At 71.7% G+C, this 22,169-nt stretch carries 18 protein-coding genes; 8 read left to right on the top strand and 10 right to left on the bottom strand.

From position 1 onward, the window contains the following. Nucleotides 1–54 precede the first annotated feature (54 nt). Entirely contained in the window at nucleotides 55–1,020 is a 966-nt protein-coding gene (gene bhcD / locus MMSR116_RS16935) for an iminosuccinate reductase BhcD (protein ID WP_010686654.1), read from the top strand. 289 nt (nucleotides 1,021–1,309) lie between these two features. On the opposite strand, the gene MMSR116_RS16930 is transcribed toward bhcD, so the two are convergent. After that, complete coding sequence (locus MMSR116_RS16930) at nucleotides 1,310–2,668, bottom strand: 8-oxoguanine deaminase (RefSeq protein WP_010686655.1); 1,359 nt, start codon at nucleotides 2,666–2,668, stop codon at nucleotides 1,310–1,312. Between the two features lie 440 nt (nucleotides 2,669–3,108). On the opposite strand from MMSR116_RS16930, the gene MMSR116_RS16925 reads away from it, so the two are divergent. From MMSR116_RS16925 to MMSR116_RS16900, 6 genes are all read left to right on the top strand, one after another. After that, complete coding sequence (locus tag MMSR116_RS16925) at nucleotides 3,109–4,500, top strand: nucleobase:cation symporter-2 family protein (RefSeq protein WP_010686656.1); 1,392 nt, start codon at nucleotides 3,109–3,111, stop codon at nucleotides 4,498–4,500. Between the two features lie 11 nt (nucleotides 4,501–4,511). Beyond that, on the top strand, nucleotides 4,512–7,349 hold the full coding sequence (locus MMSR116_RS16920) for a xanthine dehydrogenase family protein molybdopterin-binding subunit (protein WP_010686657.1): 2,838 nt from the start codon (nucleotides 4,512–4,514) through the stop codon (nucleotides 7,347–7,349). After that, nucleotides 7,346–7,891 carry a (2Fe-2S)-binding protein gene (locus MMSR116_RS16915; protein ID WP_010686658.1) on the top strand — a complete coding sequence of 182 codons (546 nt, stop codon included), beginning with the start codon at nucleotides 7,346–7,348 and terminating at the stop codon, nucleotides 7,889–7,891. The genes MMSR116_RS16920 and MMSR116_RS16915 overlap by 4 nt, the downstream gene beginning before the upstream one ends. Before the next feature lie 8 nt (nucleotides 7,892–7,899). Further along, complete coding sequence (locus MMSR116_RS16910) at nucleotides 7,900–9,228, top strand: c-type cytochrome (protein ID WP_010686659.1); 1,329 nt, start codon at nucleotides 7,900–7,902, stop codon at nucleotides 9,226–9,228. A 25-nt stretch (nucleotides 9,229–9,253) separates the two neighbouring features. Beyond that, the gene (locus tag MMSR116_RS16905; RefSeq protein WP_010686660.1) at nucleotides 9,254–10,270 is read left to right on the top strand and encodes a hypothetical protein; all 1,017 of its coding nucleotides are present in this window, start codon (nucleotides 9,254–9,256) and stop codon (nucleotides 10,268–10,270) included. Between the two features lie 100 nt (nucleotides 10,271–10,370). After that, nucleotides 10,371–11,300, top strand: a complete 930-nt coding sequence (locus MMSR116_RS16900) for a LysR family transcriptional regulator (protein ID WP_010686661.1) — start codon at nucleotides 10,371–10,373, stop codon at nucleotides 11,298–11,300. A gap of 10 nt (nucleotides 11,301–11,310) precedes the next feature. Here the strand turns inward: MMSR116_RS16900 and uraD are convergent, their stop codons facing one another. Next, nucleotides 11,311–11,820: a 2-oxo-4-hydroxy-4-carboxy-5-ureidoimidazoline decarboxylase gene (gene uraD / locus MMSR116_RS16895; RefSeq protein WP_010686662.1), complete on the bottom strand. Its 510-nt coding sequence runs from the start codon at nucleotides 11,818–11,820 to the stop codon at nucleotides 11,311–11,313. 82 nt (nucleotides 11,821–11,902) lie between these two features. Next, nucleotides 11,903–13,141 carry a urate hydroxylase PuuD gene (locus MMSR116_RS16890; protein ID WP_010686663.1) on the bottom strand — a complete coding sequence of 413 codons (1,239 nt, stop codon included), beginning with the start codon at nucleotides 13,139–13,141 and terminating at the stop codon, nucleotides 11,903–11,905. Between the two features lie 277 nt (nucleotides 13,142–13,418). On the opposite strand from MMSR116_RS16890, the gene uraH reads away from it, so the two are divergent. Beyond that, nucleotides 13,419–13,772, top strand: coding sequence for a hydroxyisourate hydrolase (gene uraH / locus MMSR116_RS16885; protein ID WP_010686664.1), 354 nt, complete (start codon nucleotides 13,419–13,421; stop codon nucleotides 13,770–13,772). Nucleotides 13,773–13,781: 9 nt separating this feature from the next. Here the strand turns inward: uraH and MMSR116_RS16880 are convergent, their stop codons facing one another. From MMSR116_RS16880 to MMSR116_RS16850, 7 genes are all read right to left on the bottom strand, one after another. After that, nucleotides 13,782–14,198, bottom strand: coding sequence for a response regulator (locus tag MMSR116_RS16880; RefSeq protein WP_010686665.1), 417 nt, complete (start codon nucleotides 14,196–14,198; stop codon nucleotides 13,782–13,784). Nucleotides 14,199–14,271: 73 nt separating this feature from the next. Then, on the bottom strand, nucleotides 14,272–14,958 hold the full coding sequence (locus MMSR116_RS16875) for a GAF domain-containing protein (protein ID WP_010686666.1): 687 nt from the start codon (nucleotides 14,956–14,958) through the stop codon (nucleotides 14,272–14,274). Nucleotides 14,959–14,994: 36 nt separating this feature from the next. Continuing rightward, entirely contained in the window at nucleotides 14,995–15,912 is a 918-nt protein-coding gene (locus tag MMSR116_RS16870) for a sensor histidine kinase (protein ID WP_244625474.1), read from the bottom strand. Between the two features lie 114 nt (nucleotides 15,913–16,026). Further along, nucleotides 16,027–17,529, bottom strand: a complete 1,503-nt coding sequence (locus MMSR116_RS16865) for an ATPase domain-containing protein (RefSeq protein WP_010686668.1) — start codon at nucleotides 17,527–17,529, stop codon at nucleotides 16,027–16,029. A 360-nt stretch (nucleotides 17,530–17,889) separates the two neighbouring features. Beyond that, nucleotides 17,890–18,858 carry a zinc-binding dehydrogenase gene (locus MMSR116_RS16860; protein WP_039894560.1) on the bottom strand — a complete coding sequence of 323 codons (969 nt, stop codon included), beginning with the start codon at nucleotides 18,856–18,858 and terminating at the stop codon, nucleotides 17,890–17,892. Between the two features lie 512 nt (nucleotides 18,859–19,370). Beyond that, nucleotides 19,371–20,234, bottom strand: a complete 864-nt coding sequence (locus MMSR116_RS16855; protein WP_010686670.1) for an amidohydrolase family protein — start codon at nucleotides 20,232–20,234, stop codon at nucleotides 19,371–19,373. A gap of 4 nt (nucleotides 20,235–20,238) precedes the next feature. Beyond that, the gene (locus MMSR116_RS16850; RefSeq protein WP_010686671.1) at nucleotides 20,239–22,167 is read right to left on the bottom strand and encodes a TRAP transporter large permease subunit; all 1,929 of its coding nucleotides are present in this window, start codon (nucleotides 22,165–22,167) and stop codon (nucleotides 20,239–20,241) included. Between the last annotated feature and the right edge of the window lie 2 nt (nucleotides 22,168–22,169).

Here is a 22,169-nt window from a genome sequence, read left to right as displayed (position 1 = left end):
CGCCCGCGATGACGGGGGCGACATGCCGGCTCACGAATTGAGGACACATCCGCGATGATCATCGTTCCCGAGCACGCGATCGACGGGCTGTTGACCGAGGCGGAGTGCTTCGGCGCCGTCGAGCAGGTCTTCGCCTCCATGGCACGGCGGCGGGCCGGCAACTTCCCGGTCGTCCGGGAAGCCATCGGCCACGCCGACGCGCTCTACGGCTTCAAGTCGGGCTTCGACCGGGACAGCCTCGCGCTCGGCCTCAAGGCCGGCGGCTTCTGGCCCGGCAACGCCGCGAAGGGCCTGACCAACCACCAGTCGACGGTGTTCCTGTTCGACGCCGACACCGGCCGCTGCAAGGCGGTCGTCGGGGGCAACCTCCTCACCGCGCTCCGCACCGCCGCGGCCTGCGCCATCTCGGTCCGGCACCTCGCCCGCGAGGACGCGCGCGTGCTCGGCATGATCGGGGCGGGCCATCAGTCGGCGTTCCAGCTGCGGGCGGCGCTGGCGCAGCGGCCGTTCGACCGGGTCCTCGCGTGGAACCTGCATCCCGGCATGTTCGGCCGGATGGAGGCGGTGGCGCGGGAGCACGGCGTGCCGTTCGAGGCGGTGGAGCTCGACCGCCTCGGCGCCGAGGCCGACGTCATCGTGACGATCACGTCCTCCTTCGCGGCGATCCTGAAGGCCGCGCAGGTCCGGCCGGGCACGCACGTCGCCTGCATGGGGACGGACACGCGCGGCAAGCAGGAGGTGGAGGCCGAACTGCTCGCCGCCGCGACGGTCTTCACCGACGAGGTCGCGCAGTCGGTCAGCATCGGCGAGGCGCAGCACGCCGTCGCGCGGGGGCTCCTCGCGGCGGATTCCATCGTGGAGATCGGCGCGGTGATCAACGGCGATCACCCCGGCCGCATCTCGGAGTCCGAGATCACCGTCTTCGACGGCACCGGGGTCGGGCTGCAGGACCTCGCGGTCGCCGCGGTGGCGGTCGACCGCGCGGTGGCCAAGGGGCTGGCCACGGAGGTGGATTTCTGACGGGCGCGACGGGCGCTGCCCGAAGGTGAGAGGGCACTGCTCTCCCTTCCCGATCAGCGGGCGATGATGCTCACACGTCTGTGGCCGAGACGCGCTCTCCTCCCCCTTGTGGGAAGGAGCTGGAGGTGGGGGTGGTGCAGGAGGCACCGGAACGCTCGATCCGGCACCACCCCCACCCCCACCCCTGCCCCTCCCCACAAGGGGGAGGGGAAAGCGCGTACTTTTCTCGACGTCGGTGTTAGACCACGACGTGCGAATCTGGCAGCTTCCGCAGCGGAGGGCGTCCGGCCTATGCCTCGCCCCGCACCAGGGCCGCCGCCAGGGCGTTGTGGCAGCGGGCCAGCGCCCCGGTGTCGAGGGTCGTCAGGCGGCCCTCGCGGACCACGATCTTCCCGTTGATGACGCTCCAGGCCACCGTCTGCGGCGCGCAGAAGGTGAGGGCGGCCACGGGGTCGTGCAGCGCCCCCGCCATGCCGAGGCCCCGCAGGTCGAAGGCGACGATGTCGGCCGCCATGCCGGGGGCCAGCGCGCCGATATCGTCCCGGTTCAGCACCTTCGCGCCGCCGAGCGTCGCGATCTCCAGCGCCTCGCGCGCATTCAGGGCCGCCGGCCCGGAGCCGACGCGGGCGAGCAGCAGGGCCTGCCGCGCCTCGCCCAGCATGTGCGACCCGTCGTTGGAGGCCGAACCGTCGACGCCGAGCCCGACCGGCACGCCCTTGCACCGCATCTGCCGGACGGGCGCGATGCCCGAAGCGAGGCGCATGTTGGAGCAGGGACAGTGGGCCACCCCGGTCCCCGTCCGGCCGAACAGCGCGATGCCGGCATCGTCGAGCTTGACGCAGTGGGCGTGCCACACGTCGGGCCCCGTCCAGCCCAGGTCGGCGGCGTACTCCGCCGGCGTCATCCCGAATTTTTCCAGGCTGTAGCGGACGTCGTCGTCGTTCTCCGCGAGGTGGGTGTGGAGCGAGACGCCGTAGTGCCGGGCCAGGTCGGCGGCATCGCGCATCAGGCCGCGGCTGACCGAGAACGGTGAGCAGGGCGCCACCACGATCCTGCGCATGGCGAAGCGCTCCGGATCGTGCCAGCGCTCGATCACACGGCGCGTGTCGTCGAGGATCGCCGCCTCGTCCTCGACGACCGAATCCGGCGGCAGACCGCCCGCGCTCTCCCCAACGCTCATCGCGCCGCGGGCGGCGTGGAAGCGCATGCCGATCTCCTCGGCGCCCTCGATGGAATCGTCGAGCCGGCAACCGTTCGGGTAGATGTAGAGGTGGTCGCTCGACGTGGTGCAGCCCGAGAGGATCAGCTCCGCCATCGCGGTCTGCGTCGAGACGCGGACCATCTCCGGCGTGAGCCGGGCCCAGATCGGGTAGAGCGCCTTCAGCCAGCCGAACAGCTCGGCGTCCTGCGCGGCCGGCACCGCGCGGGTGAGCGTCTGGTACATGTGGTGGTGGGTGTTCACGAGGCCCGGCATCACCGCGTGGCCGCGCATGTCGAGGACGGTATCGGCCCGCTGCGGCACCTCGGCGGCGGGGCCGACGGCGACGATGCGGTTGTCCTCCACGTAGACCGCGCCGCCGGGAATCTCTCGGCGCTGCGCGTCCATCGTCACCAGAATGTCGGCGTTCGTCAGCAGCAGGGAGGTCATCGCGTCTCTCCGGGTGCGCCCTGGAGGCCGCGCCGGACGGGCCGCGACGCCTCCCCACGGCCAGATGCCGCCCTCTGGCGGCAGGAACGCCGTGCCGGGCGCACCGTCTCGGGGCCGTCAGCGGGCCGCAGCATACGGCAGCCGCCACCGGCCACCTTGGCGATTTTTCGCAAACTGCTTCCGAAATCCCGGCATGGCATTCGTGGCCAGCCATGCAAGGTTTGAGAGCCAGCCAAGTCGGCAGCGCATGACACCGGAGCGGCCGCCGAGAGCCCGCTCCTTCGCACCCGGGAGGGCCTGCACGGCCCGCCCTGCGACTGGCCCCACACCCGCTCCTGGCGGCCCGGACCCGGAAGAGGTCCGGCCACCGCTGCCGGGTCCCCGACGACACCATCACGGGACGACGCCTCGACAGGTCCCGGCTGGCGGAGGACACGCCCATGACGTCTCACGACAGGACAACGCGCGAGGTGGACGCGGTCGACGCGATCCCGCCCCTTCCCAAGCTCCTCGCCTACGGCATGCAGCACGTGCTCGTGATGAGCGCGGGGGCTGTCGCGCCGCCGCTCATCCTCGGCGCGGCGATGAATCTACCGACCGAGACGGTCGCCTACCTGATCAACTGCGACCTGCTGGTGACGGGCATCGCGATCCTGATCCAGTCCCTCGGCCTGGGGGTCTTCGGCATCCGCCTGCCGGTCATCATGGGCGTCAGCTTCGCGGCGGTCGGCCCGATGGTGGCGATGGCGCAGGATCCGACGATCGGCCTGCCGGGCATCTTCGGCGCGACCATCGGGGCGGGTGTGTTCGGCCTGCTGCTCCGGCCGTTCTTCTCCAGGCTCGCGAGCTTCTTCCCGCCGCTGGTCACCGGCACGGTCATCCTGATCATCGGCGTCACGCTGCTGCCGGTCGGGATCAACTGGGCGGGCGGCGGCTTCGGGGCTGCCGATTTCGGCGCCCCGGTCCATCTCGGCGTCGCGGCCTTCGTGCTGGCGGTGATCCTGGTGGTCAGCCGCTTCGCCACCGGCTTCGTCGCCAACGTCGCCGTGCTGATCGGCCTCGTCGCGGGCCTGTGCCTCGCCTGGCCGCTCGGCCTGTTCCGCCTCGACGGGCTGGCCGAGCGCCCGCTCATCGCCCTCGTCACGCCGTTCCACTTCGGCTGGCCGACCTTCCACCTGACGGCCGTGGCGGCGATGTGCATCGTCATGATGGTCACGCTGGTCGAGTCGACCGGCATGTTCCTGGCGGTGGGCGACATCGTCGGGCGCCCGGTGGACAAGCGGACCCTGACCCGCGGCCTGATGGCGGACTCGCTCTCGACGCTGATCGCGGGCTGCCTCAACACCTTCCCGCACACCTCGTTCTCCCAGAACGTCGGCCTCGTGAACATGACGCGGGTGCGCAGCCGCTACGTCACGGTCGCGGCGGGCTTCATCATCCTGGGCGTCAGCCTCCTGCCCAAGGTCGCCTTCGCGGTGGCGTCGATCCCGCCGGCCGTGCTCGGCGGCGCCGGCATCGTGATCTTCGGCATGGTCGCGGCGGCGGGGCTCAAGATCGTGGGCGGCGCCGATCTCGGGGATCGCCGGAACCAGATCGTCGTCGCGGTCAGCATCGGCCTGAGCCTGATCCCGATGGCGGCGCCGAAGCTCTTCGCCGCCACGGCGCCGGACTGGGCCGGGCCGATCCTGCACAGCGGGATCACCCTCGGCGCCATCGGGGCGATCGTCCTCAACCTGCTGCTGAACTCGGACCGTCTCGGTGCCGGGGCCGAGCACCGCGTCGCCGACGCGGAGCCCGCCTTCCCGCACGCGGCCGTCCTGGACCGGGCCTGAGGGGAGAAGCCATGTCGGCCGAGACCATCAAGGCGCTCTCGCGGCGCCACTTCCTGAAGGCCGGCGCGGCGGCGGGCGTCGCCGTGAAGGTCTCCTTCCTGGCGCCCCCGGCCCGGGCGCAGCTCGCCGAGACCGGCCTGTCCGCCGGCTCCCCGTGGGTCGCGCCGGGCCGGCCCCGCTACCGCCTCGACGCCGTCGCCAAGGTCACGGGCGCCAAGACCTTCTCCCGCGACTACCGGGCCCGCGACCTCGCCGGCTGGCCCGACGGCCAAGCCCACGCCTTCCTCGTCGCGGCGACCCGCGCCGACCGCCGCTTCACCGGCCTCGACCTGTCGCGGCTTCCGGCCGCCCTGCAGCCGGACCGGATCGTCCGGCACGAGGACCTGGTGGCGGACGGGGTCTCGGTCCCGCACGCCGACTTCTTCGGCGACTGGTTCCTCGTGCCGCAAGGCGAGACGCCGCGCCTGCTCGGGCAGCCGGTGGCGATCCTGATCTACGCCGACTTCCCGCGCTTCGCCGCGGCCAAGCGCGCCCTGCGCTTCGCCGACGACGTCGTGCAGTACGGCGCCGAGACCGGTCCCAGGCCGCCGGCCCATTACGGCGCCTCGCGCTGGGTGCGGATCGAGGGCGACGCGCCGGACGCGCCCGACCGGTTCTCGCCGTTCGCGCAGTCCCCGATCTTCGCCGGCTTCTCCGGCGACGAGCCCGCCTGGCCGAAGGCCGGCGACGACGGCCCCTTCGCGCGGGGCATGGCGGCGGCGGCCGCCATCGCCGCCGAGATCGACGGCGCCGGCGCGGACGCCCTGGTGATGCGGCGGACCTACCGGTCGCAGTCGACGGACGCCTCGGCCATGGAGGCCGACAACGGCAACGTCTGGTACGATCCGGACACCGGCACGCTGCGCCTGATGATGGCGACGCAGTCGCCCTACGACGTGGCCGAGGCCGCCGCCGCGCTGGTCTCGAAATCCCGGTTCCCGCTCAGGGAGGTCGATCTCAAGGTCGGCTACACGGTCGGGTACGGGACGAAGGACCACCACATCTTCCCGTTCCTCTGCGTCGTGGCCGCGCTCTACGCGGGCGGCCGGCCGGTGCGCCTCGCCAACGACCGGTTCGAGCAGTTCCAGAACGGGCTGAAGCGCCACGCCTTCCGCATGGACAACGTCCTGCTGGTGGACCGGGCCAGCGGCCGGTTCCGGGCCATGACCGGGCGCTTCGTCTGCGACGGCGGCGGGCGCCCCAACTACTCCGTCGCGGTCTCCTTCGTCGGCGCCACCGCGGCGCAGTCGATCTACTACCTGCCGAAGAGCGACTTCCAGGCGATCGCCCTGGCCTCGCGGGCCGTGGAGGCCGGATCGACCCGGGGCTTCGGCACGCTCCAGACCATGTCGGCCACCGAGATGATGGTCGACGAGGCGGCGGCGCTCCTGGACATCGACGCGATCGACCTGCGCCTGCGCAACGTGCTCCGCTCGGGCCAGCGCAACAGCCAGGGCGCGGTCCCGGCCGGGGCGCTGCGCAACGCGGAGATCCTGACGAAGGCCGCCGCGCACCCGCTCTGGCGGGACCGGGCGGCGCGCAAGGCCGCCTACGAGGCCGCCCATCCCGGCCGCCGCTACGGCGTCGGCTTCGCGCAGGTGCACAAGGATTACGGCACGGGCGCCGAGGCGGCGGTCGCGTCGCTGGAGCTCGACCCGCGGGGCCGCCTGAGCCTGCGCCACGTCGCCCACGAGATGGGCCCGGGCGTCACCACCTCGCAGGCGGTCATGGTGGCCGAGATCCTCGGCCGGGTGCCTTCGGAGACCGCGTTCGGCGTGGTGCGCTGGCCCGAGATGCCGCTGGAGACCTCCGACCAGCCCTACACGACGCCCCAGGAAGAGGAGGACCGCCGGGCGCAGAACCCCCGCTGGACGCCGCGCTTCACCTCGCCGATGAGCGCGACCAACTCCGCCTACTACCTCGGCCACGCCACCCGGACGGCCGCGCGGTTCCTCGTCGACCACGCCGTCTGGCCCGCCGCCCGCGCGCTCTGGGCGCGGGGCGGCGGCGGCGGGGCGCTGGCCTCCTACCACGTGGTCGCCCGCGACGAGCTGCGGCTGGTGGACGGCCGGGTGCTGGGCGGCGGCCTGCCGCCGCTGTCCCTGGAGGCGGTGGCCGCCGAGGCGCACCGGCTCGGGCTGCCGGTGGGCGTGACCCTCCACACCTTCAACCGCTGGCAATGGGCCGAGGCCGAGTTCGACCTGCCCGCAACGGGCCGGACGCGCCTGCCGATCGACGCCCTGGCGGTGCGCTACGGCGCCGGGGCCCCGCCCGAGCGCCGCGCCCTGATGGCGGATGCGGGCTGGCACTTCGTGCCCCGGGCGGCGGTCTTCTACCCGCCGACCCAGCGCAACAATGTCGGCACGACCTACTACGCGCCGATGGCCACCCTGGCGGAGGTCGCGGTCGACACCGCCAGCGGCGACGTGACGATCCTGTCCCACCACTCGATCCTCGAGTGCGGCCGCCAGATCGTGCCCGAGCTGGTCTCCGGCCAGGTGCAGGGCGGCCTCGCCATGGGGATCGGCCACGCCCTCAAGGAGGTGCTGCCCCTCTACGAGGACGGCCCCGGCGACGGCACGTGGAACTGGAACCGCTACGAGCTCCCCCGCGCCCGCGACGTGGCCCCGTGGAACCAGACGGTGGAGATCCTGCCGCCGCTCTCCGAGACCGACCCGCCCAAGGGCATCGCCGAGGTCGTGATGATCGCCGTCGTCCCGGCGCTGGCCAACGCCGTCGCGCACGCGATCGGCCACCGCTTCCACGAACTCCCCATCCGGCCCGAGCGCATCCGCGAGGCACTGGCATGAGCGCCGCCATCGAGATCAAGGACCTCTCGCTCCGCGTGAACGGCGCGGCGGTCGGTCCGATCCCCGTCCCCGTCGGCACGAGCCTGCTCGACGTCCTGCACGAGTGGCTGGGCCTCACCGGCAGCCGCATGGGCTGCGGGCAGGGCATCTGCCACGCCTGCACGGTGATGCTGGAGGAGGCGGCCGGCCCGCGGGAGATCCGCGCCTGCATCACCGGCGCGCACTGGTTCGAGGGGCGGAGCATCCGCACCGTCGAGGGCCATGCCCGCACCGCGCCGGACGGCACCGTCGTGCTCTCGCCGGTCCAGCAGGCCTTCATCGAGACCTTCGCCTTCCAGTGCGGCTACTGCACGCCGGGCTTCGTCACCGGGGCGAGCGTGCTGATCGAGCGCCTGCGCCGCGAGCCGATCCGCCGCGACGAGGTCGAGCGGGTCGTCACCGAGGCCCTCGACCGCCACATCTGCCGCTGCACGGGCTACGTCCGCTACCATCAGGCGGTGCGCGACCTCGTGCTGGCGACCCCCGGTCTGGTGACCGCGTGAGGCGCGCCGTGCGGATCCCGTCCCTCACCACCCCCGCGCGGCGCGTCGGCGCCGGGCTCGCCGCGGCCCTCGCGGTGGCCGTCTCGGCGGCCGGCCTCGTCGCCTCCGGCGCCCTGGAGCGCAGCGTCGTCGCGCGCGACGTCGAGACCCCGCTGAGCGCGGAGGCCGTGCGCGGCCTCGCCCCCCGCGGCGCCAAGGTCGCCGCCGCGGCCGACTGCTTCGCCTGCCACACGGCCCGGGGCGGCGCCCCCTGGGCGGGGGGACTGCCCCTGGAGACGCCCTTCGGCACGATCCACGCCACCAACATCTCGCCGAGCCCGCAGGGCATCGGCGGCTGGAGCCGCGCCGACTTCCACCGGGCCCTGCGCGACGGGATCGCGCCGGGCGGCCGCCACCTCTACCCGGCGATGCCCTACACGTCGTATCGCGGTCTGACGCCGGAGGATGTCGACGCCCTCTACGCCTACCTGATGACCCGCGCGCCGGTCGCGGTGGAGAACAGGGCCAATACCCTCGCCTTCCCGTTCGACCAGCGCTGGACCCTGGCGGCCTGGAACCTCCTGAGCCTGCCGGCGACCGTCGCCGCGCCCGATCCGGGCCGCTCACCCCTGTGGAACCGGGGCCGCTACGTCGCCGACGCCCTCGGCCATTGCGGCGAGTGCCACACGCCGCGCAACGCGCTCCAAGCCATGCGCCCGGACGCCGTCTATCACGGCGCCACGATCGAGGGCGTCGAGGCGCCCGACATCACGCCCGCGGGCCTCGCGCGGATGGGCTTCACCCCGCACGGGCTCGTCGGGTTCATGCGCACGGGCCTCTCGGCCCAGGGCGGCGCGACGCACCAGATGTTCGACGTCGTGCATTTCTCGACGCAGCACATGGACGCGGCCGACCTCACGGCGCTCTCCGCCTACCTGTTCGACCGCGACGCCCTGCCGGCCGAGCCCGAGACGCCGGTCGCCGCCACCCCCGCGGCGATCCCGGCGGCGGTCGCGGCCCGGGGTCGGGCCAGCTACGCCGGCCTCTGCGCCGGCTGCCACGGCGGGGCGGGGGAGGGGATCCCCCACGTCTCCGTGCCGCTGCGGACGAACACCGCGATGCGGGTCGCGGGCGCGGGCGGTCTCCTGCGGGCGATCCTCGTCGGGCTCCCGGCGCAGCGCTTCCCGGGCAACGAGCGGATGGAGGCCATGCCGCCCTTCGCCGCCCTGATCGACGACGCGGCGCTCGCCGACCTCGCGACCTGGATGCGGGCCGAATGGGGCGGGCAGGGTCAGGCGGTCACGCCGGACGAGGTCGCGCGCCAGCGCGCGGGTTTGCGGGCCGACGCTTCGCACTGAAGGCGGCCGGGAGGAGGGGGCGGACATGACCATGGCTTGTCGGATCGCGGCCGCGCTGCTGCCGCTCGGGATGACGTGCGCGGCGGGGGCGCAGGACCTCGGGACGGCCTCCTCGGCGCCGGTGGCGCCCGAAGCCACGACGGTGGTGGAGGACGGCCCGTTCTTCCTCTTCGCCGACACCCAGATCAGTTACCGCTACCAGTTCCCCACCGTCTCGCCCGGAATCCAGATCCAGCGCCCCGACGGCAGCTTCGTCTCCCGCGCGGCGCCCAAGCACATCCTGAACATCTCCCACGCCGATGCCTGGGCCTACGGGACGAACTTCTTCTCCCTCGACATCCTCAAGTCCGGGTCCCAGTTCCCGGCCGGCACCACCAACGCGCCGGGCTCCGTCGCCGCCCCGTTCTTCGCCGATTACGGCAACACCGAAGCCTACGGGCTGTATCGCGGCACGCTGAGCCTCAACGCGCTCACGGGCACGAAGGCCTTCACCGTTCCCGGCCTCGTCAAGGAGGTGTCGCTGGCCTTCGGCTTCGACGCCAACGCCCAGAACGACGCCTTCGGCTCGAAGAAGCGCGACATCGTCGGCGGCCTGAACTTCGCCTTCGACGTGCCGGCGGGCTTTCTCAACCTCTCCGTGCAAGCCTACAAGGAGTGGAACCGGAACGGGTTCAATCTCCAGCCGGACCGCGACCAGAGCTTCGACACGGTCCCGGAATTCGAGCTGGTCTACAGCTTTCCCCTGACCTTCACGGGGCTGCCGCTCAGCCTCGTAGGCTTCAACAACATCGTGCTGCCGAAGGGGCGGGGCGTGAGCAATCCGGCCGCCTTCGCCTTCAACCCGCCCCGCGGGCTCGAATTCCTGTCGCGGACCAACCTCGTGCTCGATCTCGGCAAGCTCGTCTACGATCAGCCCAACCGGGTCGATGTCTTCGTCGGCTTCCAGTACTGGCACAACAAGTTCGGAAACGTCGAGACCGCGACCTTCAAGGGCACCGAGGAGAAGAGCTTCCTCGCCGGCGTCGCGTTCCACGTCTTCTGAGGGCCGGCGGCGCCCGCAGCGGGGCGATGCCGGCGCCGTGTTCGATCGCGCGCGGGAAATTCCGTTGACAGCTTCCGAATGGGTCTGAAGATCGCGGCGCATGATCTCGCTCGAGAGCATCCGCATCTTCCTGCGCTCGGCGGAGACGGGGAGCTTCTCGGCCGCCGGCCGCTCGCTGCGGCTGTCACCGTCGGTGGTGAGCTACCGGATCCAGACCCTGGAGGAGCATCTCGGCTGCCTCCTGCTGACCCGGACGACGCGGCGCATGAGCCTCACGGAGGCCGGCCGGATCTTCTACGACCGCTGCCTCGACATCACCGCGGCGGTGGAGCAGGCGGAGAAGAGCGTCGAGACCGCGGGCGCGGTGCCCCGCGGGGTGCTGAAGGTGACGGCGCCGCTCGGCCTCGGCCGCCGGGTCGTCGCGCCGCTCGTGCCGCGCTTCCGCGACCGCCACGGCGAGACCGATGTCCGCCTGCGCCTGTCGGAGCACCTCCTCGACCTCGTGCAGGAGGCGGTCGACGTCGCGATCCGCCTGTCGCAGATGCGCGATTCCACCTTCACCCTGCGCAAGGTCGCGGAGATCGAGCGGGTCCTGTGCGCGGCGCCGGCCTACCTGGCCGAGCACCCCGCGCCCGCCGAGCCGGCGGACCTGCTGCAGCACGATTGCCTGCTGCTGCGCTATCCCGGCGCCGAGCAGTTCCGCTGGACGCTGGTCGACGGCCAGGAGACCGTGACCCTGCCGGTCTCGGGGCACATCGACGCCGACGACGGCGACACGCTCACCGCCTGGGCGCTGGCCGGCGAGGGCATCGTCCTGAAGCCGCTGTTCGAGGTCGCGGCGCACCTCGCCGAGGGCCGGCTCGTCCCGGTCCTGGAGCACACCCCGCCGACCAGCGTGACGCTCGGCCTGCTCTACCCGTCCCGCAAGATGCTGTCGGCCCGGACCAAGACCTTCGTCGACATGACGCACGAGGCCCTGCGCCAGCACGTGAGCGAGCAGCTCGCCCTGGTCGGCGGCCGGGCGGTCTGACGGGCGCGCATCAGTCCGCGACGAGGGCCTCCAGGCGCAGGCCGGCGATCCGTCCGACCTGCAGCAGGGCCTCGTCCCGTTCGGTCTCCGGCGGGTTGCCGAGCCGCTGCTCCAGGCGGGCGAGAATCGCGTCGCGGTCGAGGCCCCGGACGGCGATGATGAACGGAAAGCCGAACCGCTCGGCATAGGCTCGGTTGAGCGCCTGCAGCCGCGCCACCTCCGGGGATGGGCCGCTCAGCAGGCCGCTTCCGGCCTGCTCGCGGGTCGAGTGCGCGGTGAGTTCGCCCTGCTGGGCGGCCCGCCCGGCCAGTTCGGGATGGGCCCGCAGGAGGGCGAGCTGGCGGGGCCGGTCGGCGCCGGCCACCACCGCCTCCATCGCGGCGTGCAGGTCCGCGCGCGCCGCGAAGGGGCCGCGGTCGAAGGCCGCCTCGGGGACCCAGGGGGAATGCTCGTAGACCTCGGCGAGGAGCGTCACGAAGGCGTCGCGCGAGAGGTCGTTGAGCGTGGGCAGCGGGATCACGGGATCGTCCTTTCCGCGGTCGGGCCCGCTGCCGCGGCGCCGGGGGGAGGGTGGGCCGCCCGGTGCGGGGCGAGGTCGAACATCACCGCGCGGCCAGCCAGCGGGCGAGCGTCTCCCGCTCCTCGGGCTGCATGTCCGTGATGTTGTTCGGCGGCATCGCGTGGGTCAGCACGGCCTGCAGGCGGATGGCCGGCGCGAACCGCGCGACGTGCTCGGGGCTGTCGAGGAGCACGCCCTTGGGCGGGCTGGTGAGGTCCGGCCACAGGGGCTCGGCGGCGTGGCACATGGCGCAACGCGTCCCGACCACGGCCATCACGGCGTCGTCGACGGGCGGGACTTTGGCGGCCGCGAGGCTGATCGCCGGGGCCGGGGCCGGCTCCGCGGCGGCCGACAGGCCGACCCGCTCGCGGACCCCCGGGGAGGAGGCGACGCTGATGGCCATCGCCGCCGCCACGCAGGCCGTGGCCACGCCCCAGGTCCACCAGCGGTCGCCTCCGCCGGCGTTGCGCACGTTGAAATAGTGCCGGACCACGCCGCCCGCGATCACCACCAGGCCGACGATGCTCCAGCTGTAGGGCGAGGACCACGCCATCGGATAGTGGCCCGACAGCATGAAGAACAGCACCGGCAGCGTCAGGTAGTTGTTGTGGGACGACCGGTTCTTCGCCTGCTTGCCCCAGGCGGGGTTCGGGACCCGGCCGGCGACCAACTCGGCGATCGCCTTGTGCTGGTTGGGCATGATGACGAAGAAGACGTTGCCGGTCATCCAGGTGGCGATCACCGCGCCGGTGTGCAGCATCGCGGCCCGGCCGGAGAAGACCTGCTGGAAGCCGTACGCGAAGGCGACCACGGTGAGGAACACGGCGGCCGCGAGCAGCGGCGGGCGGTTGGCCAGGGGCGAGCGGTTGAGCCCGTCGTAGATCAGCCAGCCGAGGGCGAGGGCGCCGAGTCCGATGGCCGCCCCGGTCATCGGCGTGATCACGCGGACCGCCGGATCGATCAGGTAGAGGTCGGCCTGGCCGTAATAGACCCAGCACAGCAGCGAGAAGCCCGACAGCCAGGTCGAGTACGACTGCCATTTGTGCCAGATCAGGTGCTCCGGCATCCGGTCGGGTGCGACGAGATACTTGCGCACCTGGTAGAAGCCGCCGCCGTGCACCTCCCAGGCCTCGCCACCCTTGCCGGTCGGGATTGCCGGAATGGCGCGCAAGCTGGCGTCGAGATGCATGAAGTAGAACGACGCGCCGATCCAGGCGATCGCGGCGACGACGTGGGTCCATCGAATGAGGAACCCGCCCCACTCGTGCAGGATCGGATACATGGGACGGATCCTCCGCGCGCTGTCGCCGGGGCCGGGTTCGGCCTCGCCGTCGGCTCATGGTTCGGTCCGAGCCGCGGAGCCGGGTGTGCCCCGAACCGAGGCCGGCAGCGACCCGCCCCGGCGCCAAGGACCTTCAAAATCATTCGGAAAATGCCGGACGCTTTTCGGGTTGTCCGAGCCCGGCTGTCCATGCTCGTCTCGCCCGTCTCCTTCAGCCCGATCGACCTTCGCCCGCACCGGGCGGCAGGCGCGGGCCTCTCCGTCCGGGAGGACGCCGATGGGCCATCTTTCGACACATGTCCTCGACACCGCCGCGGGCAGGCCGGCGGCCGGGGTTGCCGTTGAACTCCGGCGGCTCGCCGGGGACGGCACCGGGGAAACGCTCGCGTCGGCCACGACCAACGCGGACGGGCGAACGGACGCGCCCCTGCTCGCGGGCGATGCGCTGACGCCCGGGACCTACGAACTGGTCTTCGCCGTCGGCGCCTATTTCGCCGGGACGGGCGCGGATGCCGGGCAGCCGTTCCTCGACCGCGTGCCGGTGCGGTTCGGCGTCTCGGACCCGGGAGCCCGGTATCATGTCCCCTTGCTCATCACCCCGTGGAGCTACGCGACCTATCGCGGGAGCTGAGCTTGCCGGTCAGGACGCGGGCGTCGTGGGTGCGACGAGGCTCGTCAGGGCGCGGACCAGCTCGCTCTGCAGGTAGGGCTTCTCCAGCCGCGGCCGGTGGCGGTAGACCGACGTGTCGGCCACGCGCACGTCGCCCGTGGCCAGCAGGTACGGAACTCCCAGCTCGCTCAGCTTGTCGGCGATCGGGTAAGCCGTGCAGCCGTCGCCCAGATTGACGTCGAGCACCGCCGCGTCCGGACGCCGATCCTCGACGAGGTCGAGCGCCTGATCGACGCTCGGCACCGGGCCCAGAACTTCGCATCCCGCCGCCAGGAGCCAGCGCTTCACCTCGACGGCGATGATGTACTCGTCCTCGACCACCAGGATGCGGCGGCCTGCCAGGGGACAAGCCAGGGAACTGGCCAGGGGACTATCTTCGCGAGCCATCCGTCCTCCAGATCCGAAGGGGCCGGGCCATGGTAGCCGCGCCGCGACCGCGCGCGTTGACCTATGTGAGCGGTCAGGAGACCGGCATCGCGATCCGGCAGACCGCAGGCCAGCGATTCGCCCGAGCTGACGAAGCCGTCGACCTGCCGCGCGTAATCGTCCGGCATCCCGACCACGTGCCGGAGCGTTCCGCCGCCCGGATTGGCGGCGGTGAAGGCGCAGCGCCGCTCGCTCTCGGCCTGCGTGACTGCGGTGCGGATGAGGATGCCCAGCGAGAGGCCAGCGGCGCACCGTCCATGGCGGCCTGGAACGCCTCCTGCCCGCCGAGCCAGGCCTCGCTCTCGCGCAGGGCCGTCTTGGCCCAGGCCCGGTCGATCTCGGCCCAAGCCCGTCCCGCGAAGGCCTCGACGGAGGCGACCTCGTCGGGCAGCCAGTGGCGCGGCGCGGCGCCCTGGCCCGTGTTCAGGACGGCGCGCCGCGTGCCGTCGACGAGGACCGGCGCCGCGATGCCGGCCCTGATCCCGCGCTCGGCCATCGCGGCCTTCACCGGGTGCGGAAGGCGCGGGTCGCCGTCTATATCCGCGTCGACGACGGGACGACCGGCGAGGTGCTCGGCGGTGAACGGCTGCTGGGTGTCCAGCGGCCATCGCGAGGGGTCGGCGAAGGTGCCGTTCGCCAGGAACACGCGCTCGATGACGTCTTCGTGCTTCGCCCAGTCGATGACGGCCCAGGCGGTGCGATGCGGGTCGGCCCCGAGCAACGACCTGGACCGGTCGCCGATGCGGTGGAGAGCGCTCTAGTAGGCGGGTACGATCCGCTGATCGGGCAGGGGCGCCCGCATCGTGAAGTGCAGCCCTTGGGGCTGGTAGTCGAACGCGATGTCCGCCTCGCATTGGAGCTTCAGGACGCGCTGGAGCAGGGTCGATCCGAAACCCTTCCGGGTCGGCTTCTCCGTCAGCGGACCGCCCCGTTCCGTCCAGTCGAGGCACAGCACCGGGCGGTCGGCCTCCTGCTCGACCCTCCAGCTGATCCGGATGCGCCCTCCGGGCACCGACAGGGCCCCGTGCTTGGCCGCGTTCGTCGTGAGTTCGTGGATCGCCATCCCGGTCGGGACCGCGAGGTCGCCGACGAGGTCGACCCGCGGTCCGTCCAGAACGATGCGGGCCCCCTCGCTGTCGTTGTAGGGCCCGAGTTCGGCCTCCAGCATGTCGCGCAACGGCGCCTGCTGCCAGTAATCCTCGGTGAGCAGGTTGTGCGTCTTCGCGAGCGAGATCACCCGTGCGGAGAACGCGGTGTAGAAGGCGTCGACGGAGGTCGCCGATCGGGCGGAGGCCCCGAGCAGGGCCTGCACGGTCGCGAGCGTGTTCTTCACCCGGTGATGCAGTTCGCGGATCAGGAGCGTCTGGCGCTCGGCCGTGCGCTCGCGCTCTTCGAGGAAGAGCCGCGCCTGATGCTGCCGCCGCATCGCCCGGAGGGCCGACCGCGCCGCGGTGACCAGCGTCGCCGGATGGAACGGCCGCTCCAGCACGCTGACATTGCCCAGCATCCCGGTGAGATGGGCGGGCGCCTCCGAACGCCGCTGCGTCAGCAGGATGAACGGGAAATCGGACCAGGGCGGCTGATCGGCGATCCAGTCCGCGAGGCGCTGACGGTTCGAGGCCAGCAGCGCCTCCTCGGTCAGGATCGCGCAGCCCGCCGTGTCGAGCCGGGACACCAGTTCCCGAAGGGACGCGCAGGTCTGCGCCTCGATCCCCTCCTCGGCCAGGATGGTCGTGGCGATCGCGGCGTCGCGGCCGAGGGGGCGAAGACCAGCGTCGGCCGTGCAGCCTCAGGCATCGGGATTGCTGGCAGGCAGCAGCGACGAGGGCTGCCCTTCGAAGGTCGGGACGCCGGTCATGACCCCTCGGAACTCGCGAAGCGGCTCGCCAACGTGGATCCCGGAGGATTCGATCCGCAATTCCCGGATCGTGTCCTCATGGCCGCCGGTCCGCTTCTTCACCACCGAGATGGCCCGACGCAAACGGCCATTCGCCTCGAAGGCGCGGAACAGGAGGACGGTGTCGCTGAGATAGGTCAGATCGACGGTCGAGCCCATCGGCCCGATCACGCCGTGCTGGGCCAGGATCAGGAGGCTGATGACGCCCTGCTGGTTCAGGTAGGTCAGAAGCTCGTGCATCTGCAGGAGCAGGTAATTCTCCTCCGGCATGGCGTTGTGATAGCCGGTCAGGCTGTCGATCACGACGGTCTTCACGCCCGCGTGCTCGACGGCGTTCTGCACGATGTCGGCGAGTTCGCCGGGCGAGACCTCCGCCGGGTCGATCTGCTCGACCCGAAGATGACCGGACGCGATCGCATCGTCCAACGGCATGCCGAGGCCGCGGGCCCGGCGGAGCAGGACGTTCGCGGTCTCGTCGAAGCTCAGGATGAGCACCCGCTCGCCCCGCGCCACCGAGGCGGTCACGCCCGTCAACGCGACCGTGGACTTGCCGACCCCGGACGGCCCGATGAGCATCGTGCTGGTCCCCCGGTCGAAACCGCCCCCGAGCAGGCGATCGAGTCCGGCATTCCCGGTCCCGCATTGCGCGTCGTCCGACGTGCCGCCGTGATCCGCCGCGACCAGCCGGGGGAACACCGTCAGGCCGCCGCGCCGGATGACGTAGTCGTGGAAGCCGCCCCGGAACGCCGTGCCGCGCATCTTGATGACGCGCAGCCGCCGCCGCTCGCCCCCGTAGAGCGGCGCGAGCTGCTCGAGCCGGACCACGGCATGACTGAGGCTGTGCAGGTTGAGGTCGTCCGCCTCGGCGGTCAGGTCGTCGAGGAACAGCGCGGTCGTGTTCTGGATCAGGAGGAAGCTGCGGAGCGCGTGCACCTGCCGCCGGTAGCGCAGCGACCCCTCCGACAGGAGCCGGATCTCGGACAGGCTGTCGAACACGACCCGCTGGGGCTTGGTCCGTTCGATCTCGGCGATCGCCAGGCGGACGGTCTCGCCGAGTTCGAGGTCGGAGGCGTGGACGAGGCTCTGCTGCTGCTTCGGGTCGAGGCTCAGTTCGGGCGGGACGAGTTCGAAGATCTCGATGCCGTCGAGCACCCAGCCGTGGCGCTCCGCGACGTTGAGGAGTTCGCGCTTGCTCTCGGACAGCGTGATGTAGAGGCAGCGCTCGCCGCGCTTCACGCCGTCGAGCAGGAACTGCATCGCCAGCGTCGTCTTTCCGGAGCCGGGCCGGCCCTCGATGAGGTGCGAGCGCTGCGAGGCGTAACCCCCGTCGAGGATGTGGTCGAGCCCTGTGACGCCGGTCGAGACCGGGGCGGCGTCCTGATCGATCGAGGCCATCAGGCACTCCTTGCCACCGTCGGCGCGAAATCGCTCTCCTGGATTGCCTTAGCGCAGCGGTGTCGCCGCGTACACGACGTGCCGGCGCGACGAGTACGGTGCCCGCGCGGTCGCCGCCCACCGGAGCGCGTGCCGCCGCGATCGTCGATGGCGGGTAATCGGGACCGTTTCGAGCCTGGGTTAGTCCTCGAAGCCGACAGTGTGACCGATTGCGCGTCAGCCTTCCAGGACGACCGGACGGTCGAGCGCCCGCGGGCCCCGGCCTCGCCCGCTCTCAGAGAGGCAATGCGACGCTCGTGACGCGGACCGCCCATGCCCCGCAGGATCGACCTGTGCAGCGTCGCCACTGCGAGTGGGGCGTCAGACGCTCAGGACGATCTTCCCGAAATGCTCATTCGACTTCATGCGGGCGAGCGCGGCGGGCGCCTCGGCCAGCGTATAGCGGCTGTCGATCGGCAGGCTGAAGCCCCCGGCCGCGATAGCCGGCCACAAGTCGGCCCGGACGCGCGCGGTGATCGCCCGCTGCTCCTCGATCGACCGGGTCCGATTGGTCACGCCGATATAGCTGATCCGCTTCGTCGCGTGCAGGTCGAAGTCGAACTCGCCGCGGCTTCCCCCGAGCCGGCCGACGTTGACGATGCGTCCCAGGACCGCCGCGGCCTGCAGGTTACCGTTGGCCACCGGCCCGGAGACCTGGTCGATGATCACGTCGACGCCCCGGCCGCCGGTCGCCGCCCGAACCTGCTCGGGCCAAGTCGGATCCCTGGTGTCGATCGCCAGGGTTGCGCCGAACTCGGGCAGGCGCGCGCGGTGCTCGGGGCTTCGCGACGTGCCGATCACCACCGAGGCCTTGCGCCACCGGGCGATCTGAAGTCCCATCAGCCCGACGCCGGAACTCGCCCCCTGGATCAGCACGGTCTCGCCCGGCTTCAGGTGCGCCTGCGTGATCAGGGCGTCGTGCATCGTCTGCAGGGCGACTGGTAGCGTCGCGGCAACCTCGAACGGCAGGTCCGCGGGGAGCGGGACGGTCCGCCCATAATCCGCGACGGCATACGCGGCGTAGCCACCGGCGCCGGAGCACATGACGCGGTCTCCGGGATGAAGGTCTGTCACGCCCGAGCCGACCGCCACGACCTCCCCGGCCCATTCCAGGCCGGGGATCGCGCCGGGCCCGCCGGTCGGGCCGTGCGGCTGCCCCGCGGCGACGGCGAGATCAGCGCGATTGAGGGCGGCGGCCCGGACCCTGACGAGCACCTCCATGGACTTCGGCGTTGGAGTGTCGACCTCGGCGAGGCTCGCCCCGTCCGGTCCGACCACGATGGCCCTCATCCGCGTTTCGGCCGGTGCAATAGGGCGATCCTCGGCCCTGGCGGCGCGGGCAGGCAGGAATTGCGCGGCCGCGCCGGCCAAGAGGACGCGTCGATCGATATCCATGGCTCTCTCCTGACCGCCGCCTCGGATCGCTGTCGCGACCTCCGGCGGTGACGATCCGCGCGCGTGGGATCCGGTTTGGGCGCGTCGGGAGCCGGGCGGCGCTCGCCGCACGCGGGTCGCGACCGGCGAGTATATAGGCGCCAGCGGTCACAGACCCATCGCGCCCACTCGCCCGCACGCCGGATCGAAGCGCGCGCGCGCCTCGTCCGCTGGCGATCAATCGATCGTGGGGCCGTCCTGGGCACGCCCCGCGGCACCCGCCGCCGCCTCCGGCCGTTCGTGGCAGCGGGCAAGTCGGCCGTCGTGCTCGACTGCGGCGCGCACCCCGACCAGGTGATCGGTCCCCGTCTTCGCAGCCCATTCAGCGCCAGCACAGAACCTCTCGATCGATGCCCTCGTCTGCATGCTCAAAAGCCGAAAAGAGCGTCCGGATTCTCGACGAGAATGCGCCGACGGTCCGCGTCGTCGGGAACCCAGGCGCCGAACAGCTCCAAGAGATCGCCCGTGTTGGGCATCCCGCTTCTCAACCCGACATGCGGCCAGTCGCTCCCCCACAGGATACGATCGGGTCGCAGCGCGAGGAGAGCCTCCGCGAACGGGCGAAGCTCCGGATAGTGCGGGGCGCCCCGGGACAGGCGATAGGCGCCCGACAGCTTCACCCACCCCGTCCCGGCTTCGACGAGGCGACGCAGGGCCTGAAACCCCGGCTGCTCGAGCCCCTGCTCGGGCGCGAGGAACCCCATGTGGTCGATGACCACCGGGCAGGGAAGCCGCCGCAGGCGCGGCTCCAGCTCCACGAGGTGCGCGGGCTTCAAGAGGAACTGGAGGTGCCAGCCCATCTCGGAGGCCCGGGCCGCGGCCCGCTCGATCCCGGACGGATCGAGGCCGCCCGGATGGGCCATGATGAAGCGGATGCCGCGCGCGCCTTGGTCGTGCAGGGTGCGCATCTCCGGCTCGGTGGCATCCGGGCCGACCACCACGATCGCGCGCATCGGTAGCCCGATTGCGGCGCCTTCCTCGAGCTGATCACGGTTGTCGAAGCCGAAGATGCTCGCCTGGATGACGACGATCCGCTCGATGCCGAGTGCGTCGAACAGCCGGCGCGCGCTCGCGGCGGCGGCCTCCGGTGGCGTGTAGTCGCGCTGCGGCACGAGCCGCTCGAGACGGCTCGGACCGAAGACGTGGAAATGCGTGTCGGTCGCGCCGGCCGGCATCCGGAAGGTCGGGGGGCGCACGTCCGGATCGGGTGCGAGGCAGGTATCGTCCGTCATGGGGCTAGCGCGATCCGACGAGATTGGGCAGGGCGTGCGTGAACCAGGGTATGAACGCCACGGCGAGGACGCCGAGGACGAGCACGATGAGGTAGGGGATCATCGCCCGGCTGGCCGCCTCGATGCGGCTCTCGGCGACGGCGCACGCGATGTAGAAGCCGATGCCGATCGGGGGGATGAAGATGCCGATCCCCATCGCGAGGATGATGACCATCGCGTAGTGGATGCTGTCGATCCCGTACTGGCCCGCGATGGGGATCAGCAGCGGCCCGAGGATGATCAGCGCCGGCAGCCCTTCGAGCAGCGATCCGACCACGACGAGCAGCGCGAGCGAGCCGATCAGGAACGCCGCCCGGCTGTCGCCCAGCGCGTGCAGGAGCGCGATCAGGGCGACCGGCAGGTTCGCCGCGGTCAGCGTCCAGGCGAACGAGCCCGCCGCGGCGATGATGAACAGCACCATCCCGGACAGCACCCCGCAATCGACCACGATCCGGACGAGATCGCGCAGCCCGAAGGCGCGGTACACGCCGCAGGCCAGGATGAGGCCGTAGAGCACGGCGACGGCCGAAACTTCCGTCGGGGTGGCGAAACCGAAGCGGATGCCGACGACCATGAGGACCGGCATGACGAGCGGCAGCGTGGCCGCCCCGGCCGCCAGGGCGAGTTCGGGTCCGGTCGCGCGCGGCATGCGCGGTGCTCCCTCGCGCACGGCCAGGACCCAGTTCAGGAACATCAGGAGGACGGCGATCACGGCCGCCGGCAGGAGGCCGGCGATGAACAGCGTCCCGATGGAGATCGGCGCGACGGAGCCGAGCACCAGCATCGCCAGACTCGGCGGGATCGTCTCCGACATCGCCGCAGAGGCCGCCAGGACAGCCGCGCTCCGCTCGGGTCCGTAGCCCTGCTTCTTCAGCTCGCCCCGCAGCACCGACCCGACCGCGACGACGTCGGCGACCTTCGATCCGGAGATGCCGGACACGAGGTAGATCGTCAGCACGACGACTTGGAGCAGGCCGCCGCGCAGATGGCCGACGAGCGCCATCGCGAAGCGGACCAGCCGGAGGCTGATGCCGCCGCGCTCCATGATGAGGCCCGTCCAGATGAAGAACGGCAGGGTCAACAGGATGAAGTTGCCCGTCCCGTCGACGGTGTTCTGCGCTGCCGCGATCAGCGGCGCCGTGCCGGTCAGCAGCAGGTAGAACAGCGATCCGAGCAGCATCGCGAAGCTGACCGGCAGACCGAGCAGCACGGCCGCGAAGAACAGGACCAGCATCAGGCTGAGCGCGGCCTGTGGGCCGGGGCGCGGGATGGCCGGCAGCGCGGTGACGGCGAGCACGACCGAAACTGTGACGGCGAGGCCGGCCAGCGTGCGCCAGGCGAGGGCAGGGCGGTAATCGGTCGCGAACCGCTCGATCGCGAACAGGACGACGAGTCCCATCCCGACGCTGAGCGGGACGACGAACCAAGCGGCGCTGATCTGCAGGATCGGCGTCGTGGACAGCCCGGCGATCGCCAGGAGGTCGAGGGAGATGTAGCCGACCGTGGCCGCGGTCACGAGGACGAGACCGTCGATCGCGATCGCGACGGGTTCCCGCCAGCCGACCGGCAGCAGCTGGCGCACGAATTCGACGGTGGTGTGATGCTTGGCGCGGTAGGCGAGGGCGCCCCCGATGAAGGCGAGCGTCGTGAGGCAGAGCTTGGCGGCCTCGTCCGCCCACAACAGCGACAGATCGACCGTCGAGCGGGCGGTGATGTCCCAGAGGATGATGCCGAGTTCGCCGACGAGCGCCGCGACGAGGAGGGCGCGGCAGAGCCATTCGACGAGATCGAGCCCTCGGCCGTACAGGCGGAGCGCGGCGTAGGGTGACAGGGCGAGCGTTGTCGATGTCCGCTCGATCGCACCGTGCGCGAGCGTGGGCTCTCCGGCGGACACGG

The sequence above is a fragment of the Methylobacterium mesophilicum SR1.6/6 genome, assembly GCF_000364445.2.
Taxonomy (GTDB): domain Bacteria; phylum Pseudomonadota; class Alphaproteobacteria; order Rhizobiales; family Beijerinckiaceae; genus Methylobacterium; species Methylobacterium mesophilicum_A.
The sequence above is the reverse complement of the archived record's forward strand: the minus strand, read 5'-3'. Positions and strand labels throughout refer to the sequence as shown.

Bases quoted from the DNA above. Each gene is read 5' to 3' on its own strand.
- bhcD (WP_010686654.1), top strand. From the start codon at position 55: ATGATCATCGTTCCCGAGCACGCGATCGACGGGCTGTTGACCGAGGCG.
- MMSR116_RS16930 (WP_010686655.1), bottom strand. From the start codon at position 2,668: ATGACCTCCCTGCTGCTGACGAACGCCGACATTCTGGTGACGATGGAC.
- MMSR116_RS16925 (WP_010686656.1), top strand. From the start codon at position 3,109: ATGACGTCTCACGACAGGACAACGCGCGAGGTGGACGCGGTCGACGCG.
- MMSR116_RS16920 (WP_010686657.1), top strand. From the start codon at position 4,512: ATGTCGGCCGAGACCATCAAGGCGCTCTCGCGGCGCCACTTCCTGAAG.
- MMSR116_RS16915 (WP_010686658.1), top strand. From the start codon at position 7,346: ATGAGCGCCGCCATCGAGATCAAGGACCTCTCGCTCCGCGTGAACGGC.
- MMSR116_RS16905 (WP_010686660.1), top strand. From the start codon at position 9,254: ATGACCATGGCTTGTCGGATCGCGGCCGCGCTGCTGCCGCTCGGGATG.
- MMSR116_RS16900 (WP_010686661.1), top strand. From the start codon at position 10,371: ATGATCTCGCTCGAGAGCATCCGCATCTTCCTGCGCTCGGCGGAGACG.
- MMSR116_RS16890 (WP_010686663.1), bottom strand. From the start codon at position 13,141: ATGTATCCGATCCTGCACGAGTGGGGCGGGTTCCTCATTCGATGGACC.
- uraH (WP_010686664.1), top strand. From the start codon at position 13,419: ATGGGCCATCTTTCGACACATGTCCTCGACACCGCCGCGGGCAGGCCG.
- MMSR116_RS16880 (WP_010686665.1), bottom strand. From the start codon at position 14,198: ATGGCTCGCGAAGATAGTCCCCTGGCCAGTTCCCTGGCTTGTCCCCTG.
- MMSR116_RS16865 (WP_010686668.1), bottom strand. From the start codon at position 17,529: ATGGCCTCGATCGATCAGGACGCCGCCCCGGTCTCGACCGGCGTCACA.
- MMSR116_RS16860 (WP_039894560.1), bottom strand. From the start codon at position 18,858: ATGAGGGCCATCGTGGTCGGACCGGACGGGGCGAGCCTCGCCGAGGTC.
- MMSR116_RS16855 (WP_010686670.1), bottom strand. From the start codon at position 20,234: ATGACGGACGATACCTGCCTCGCACCCGATCCGGACGTGCGCCCCCCG.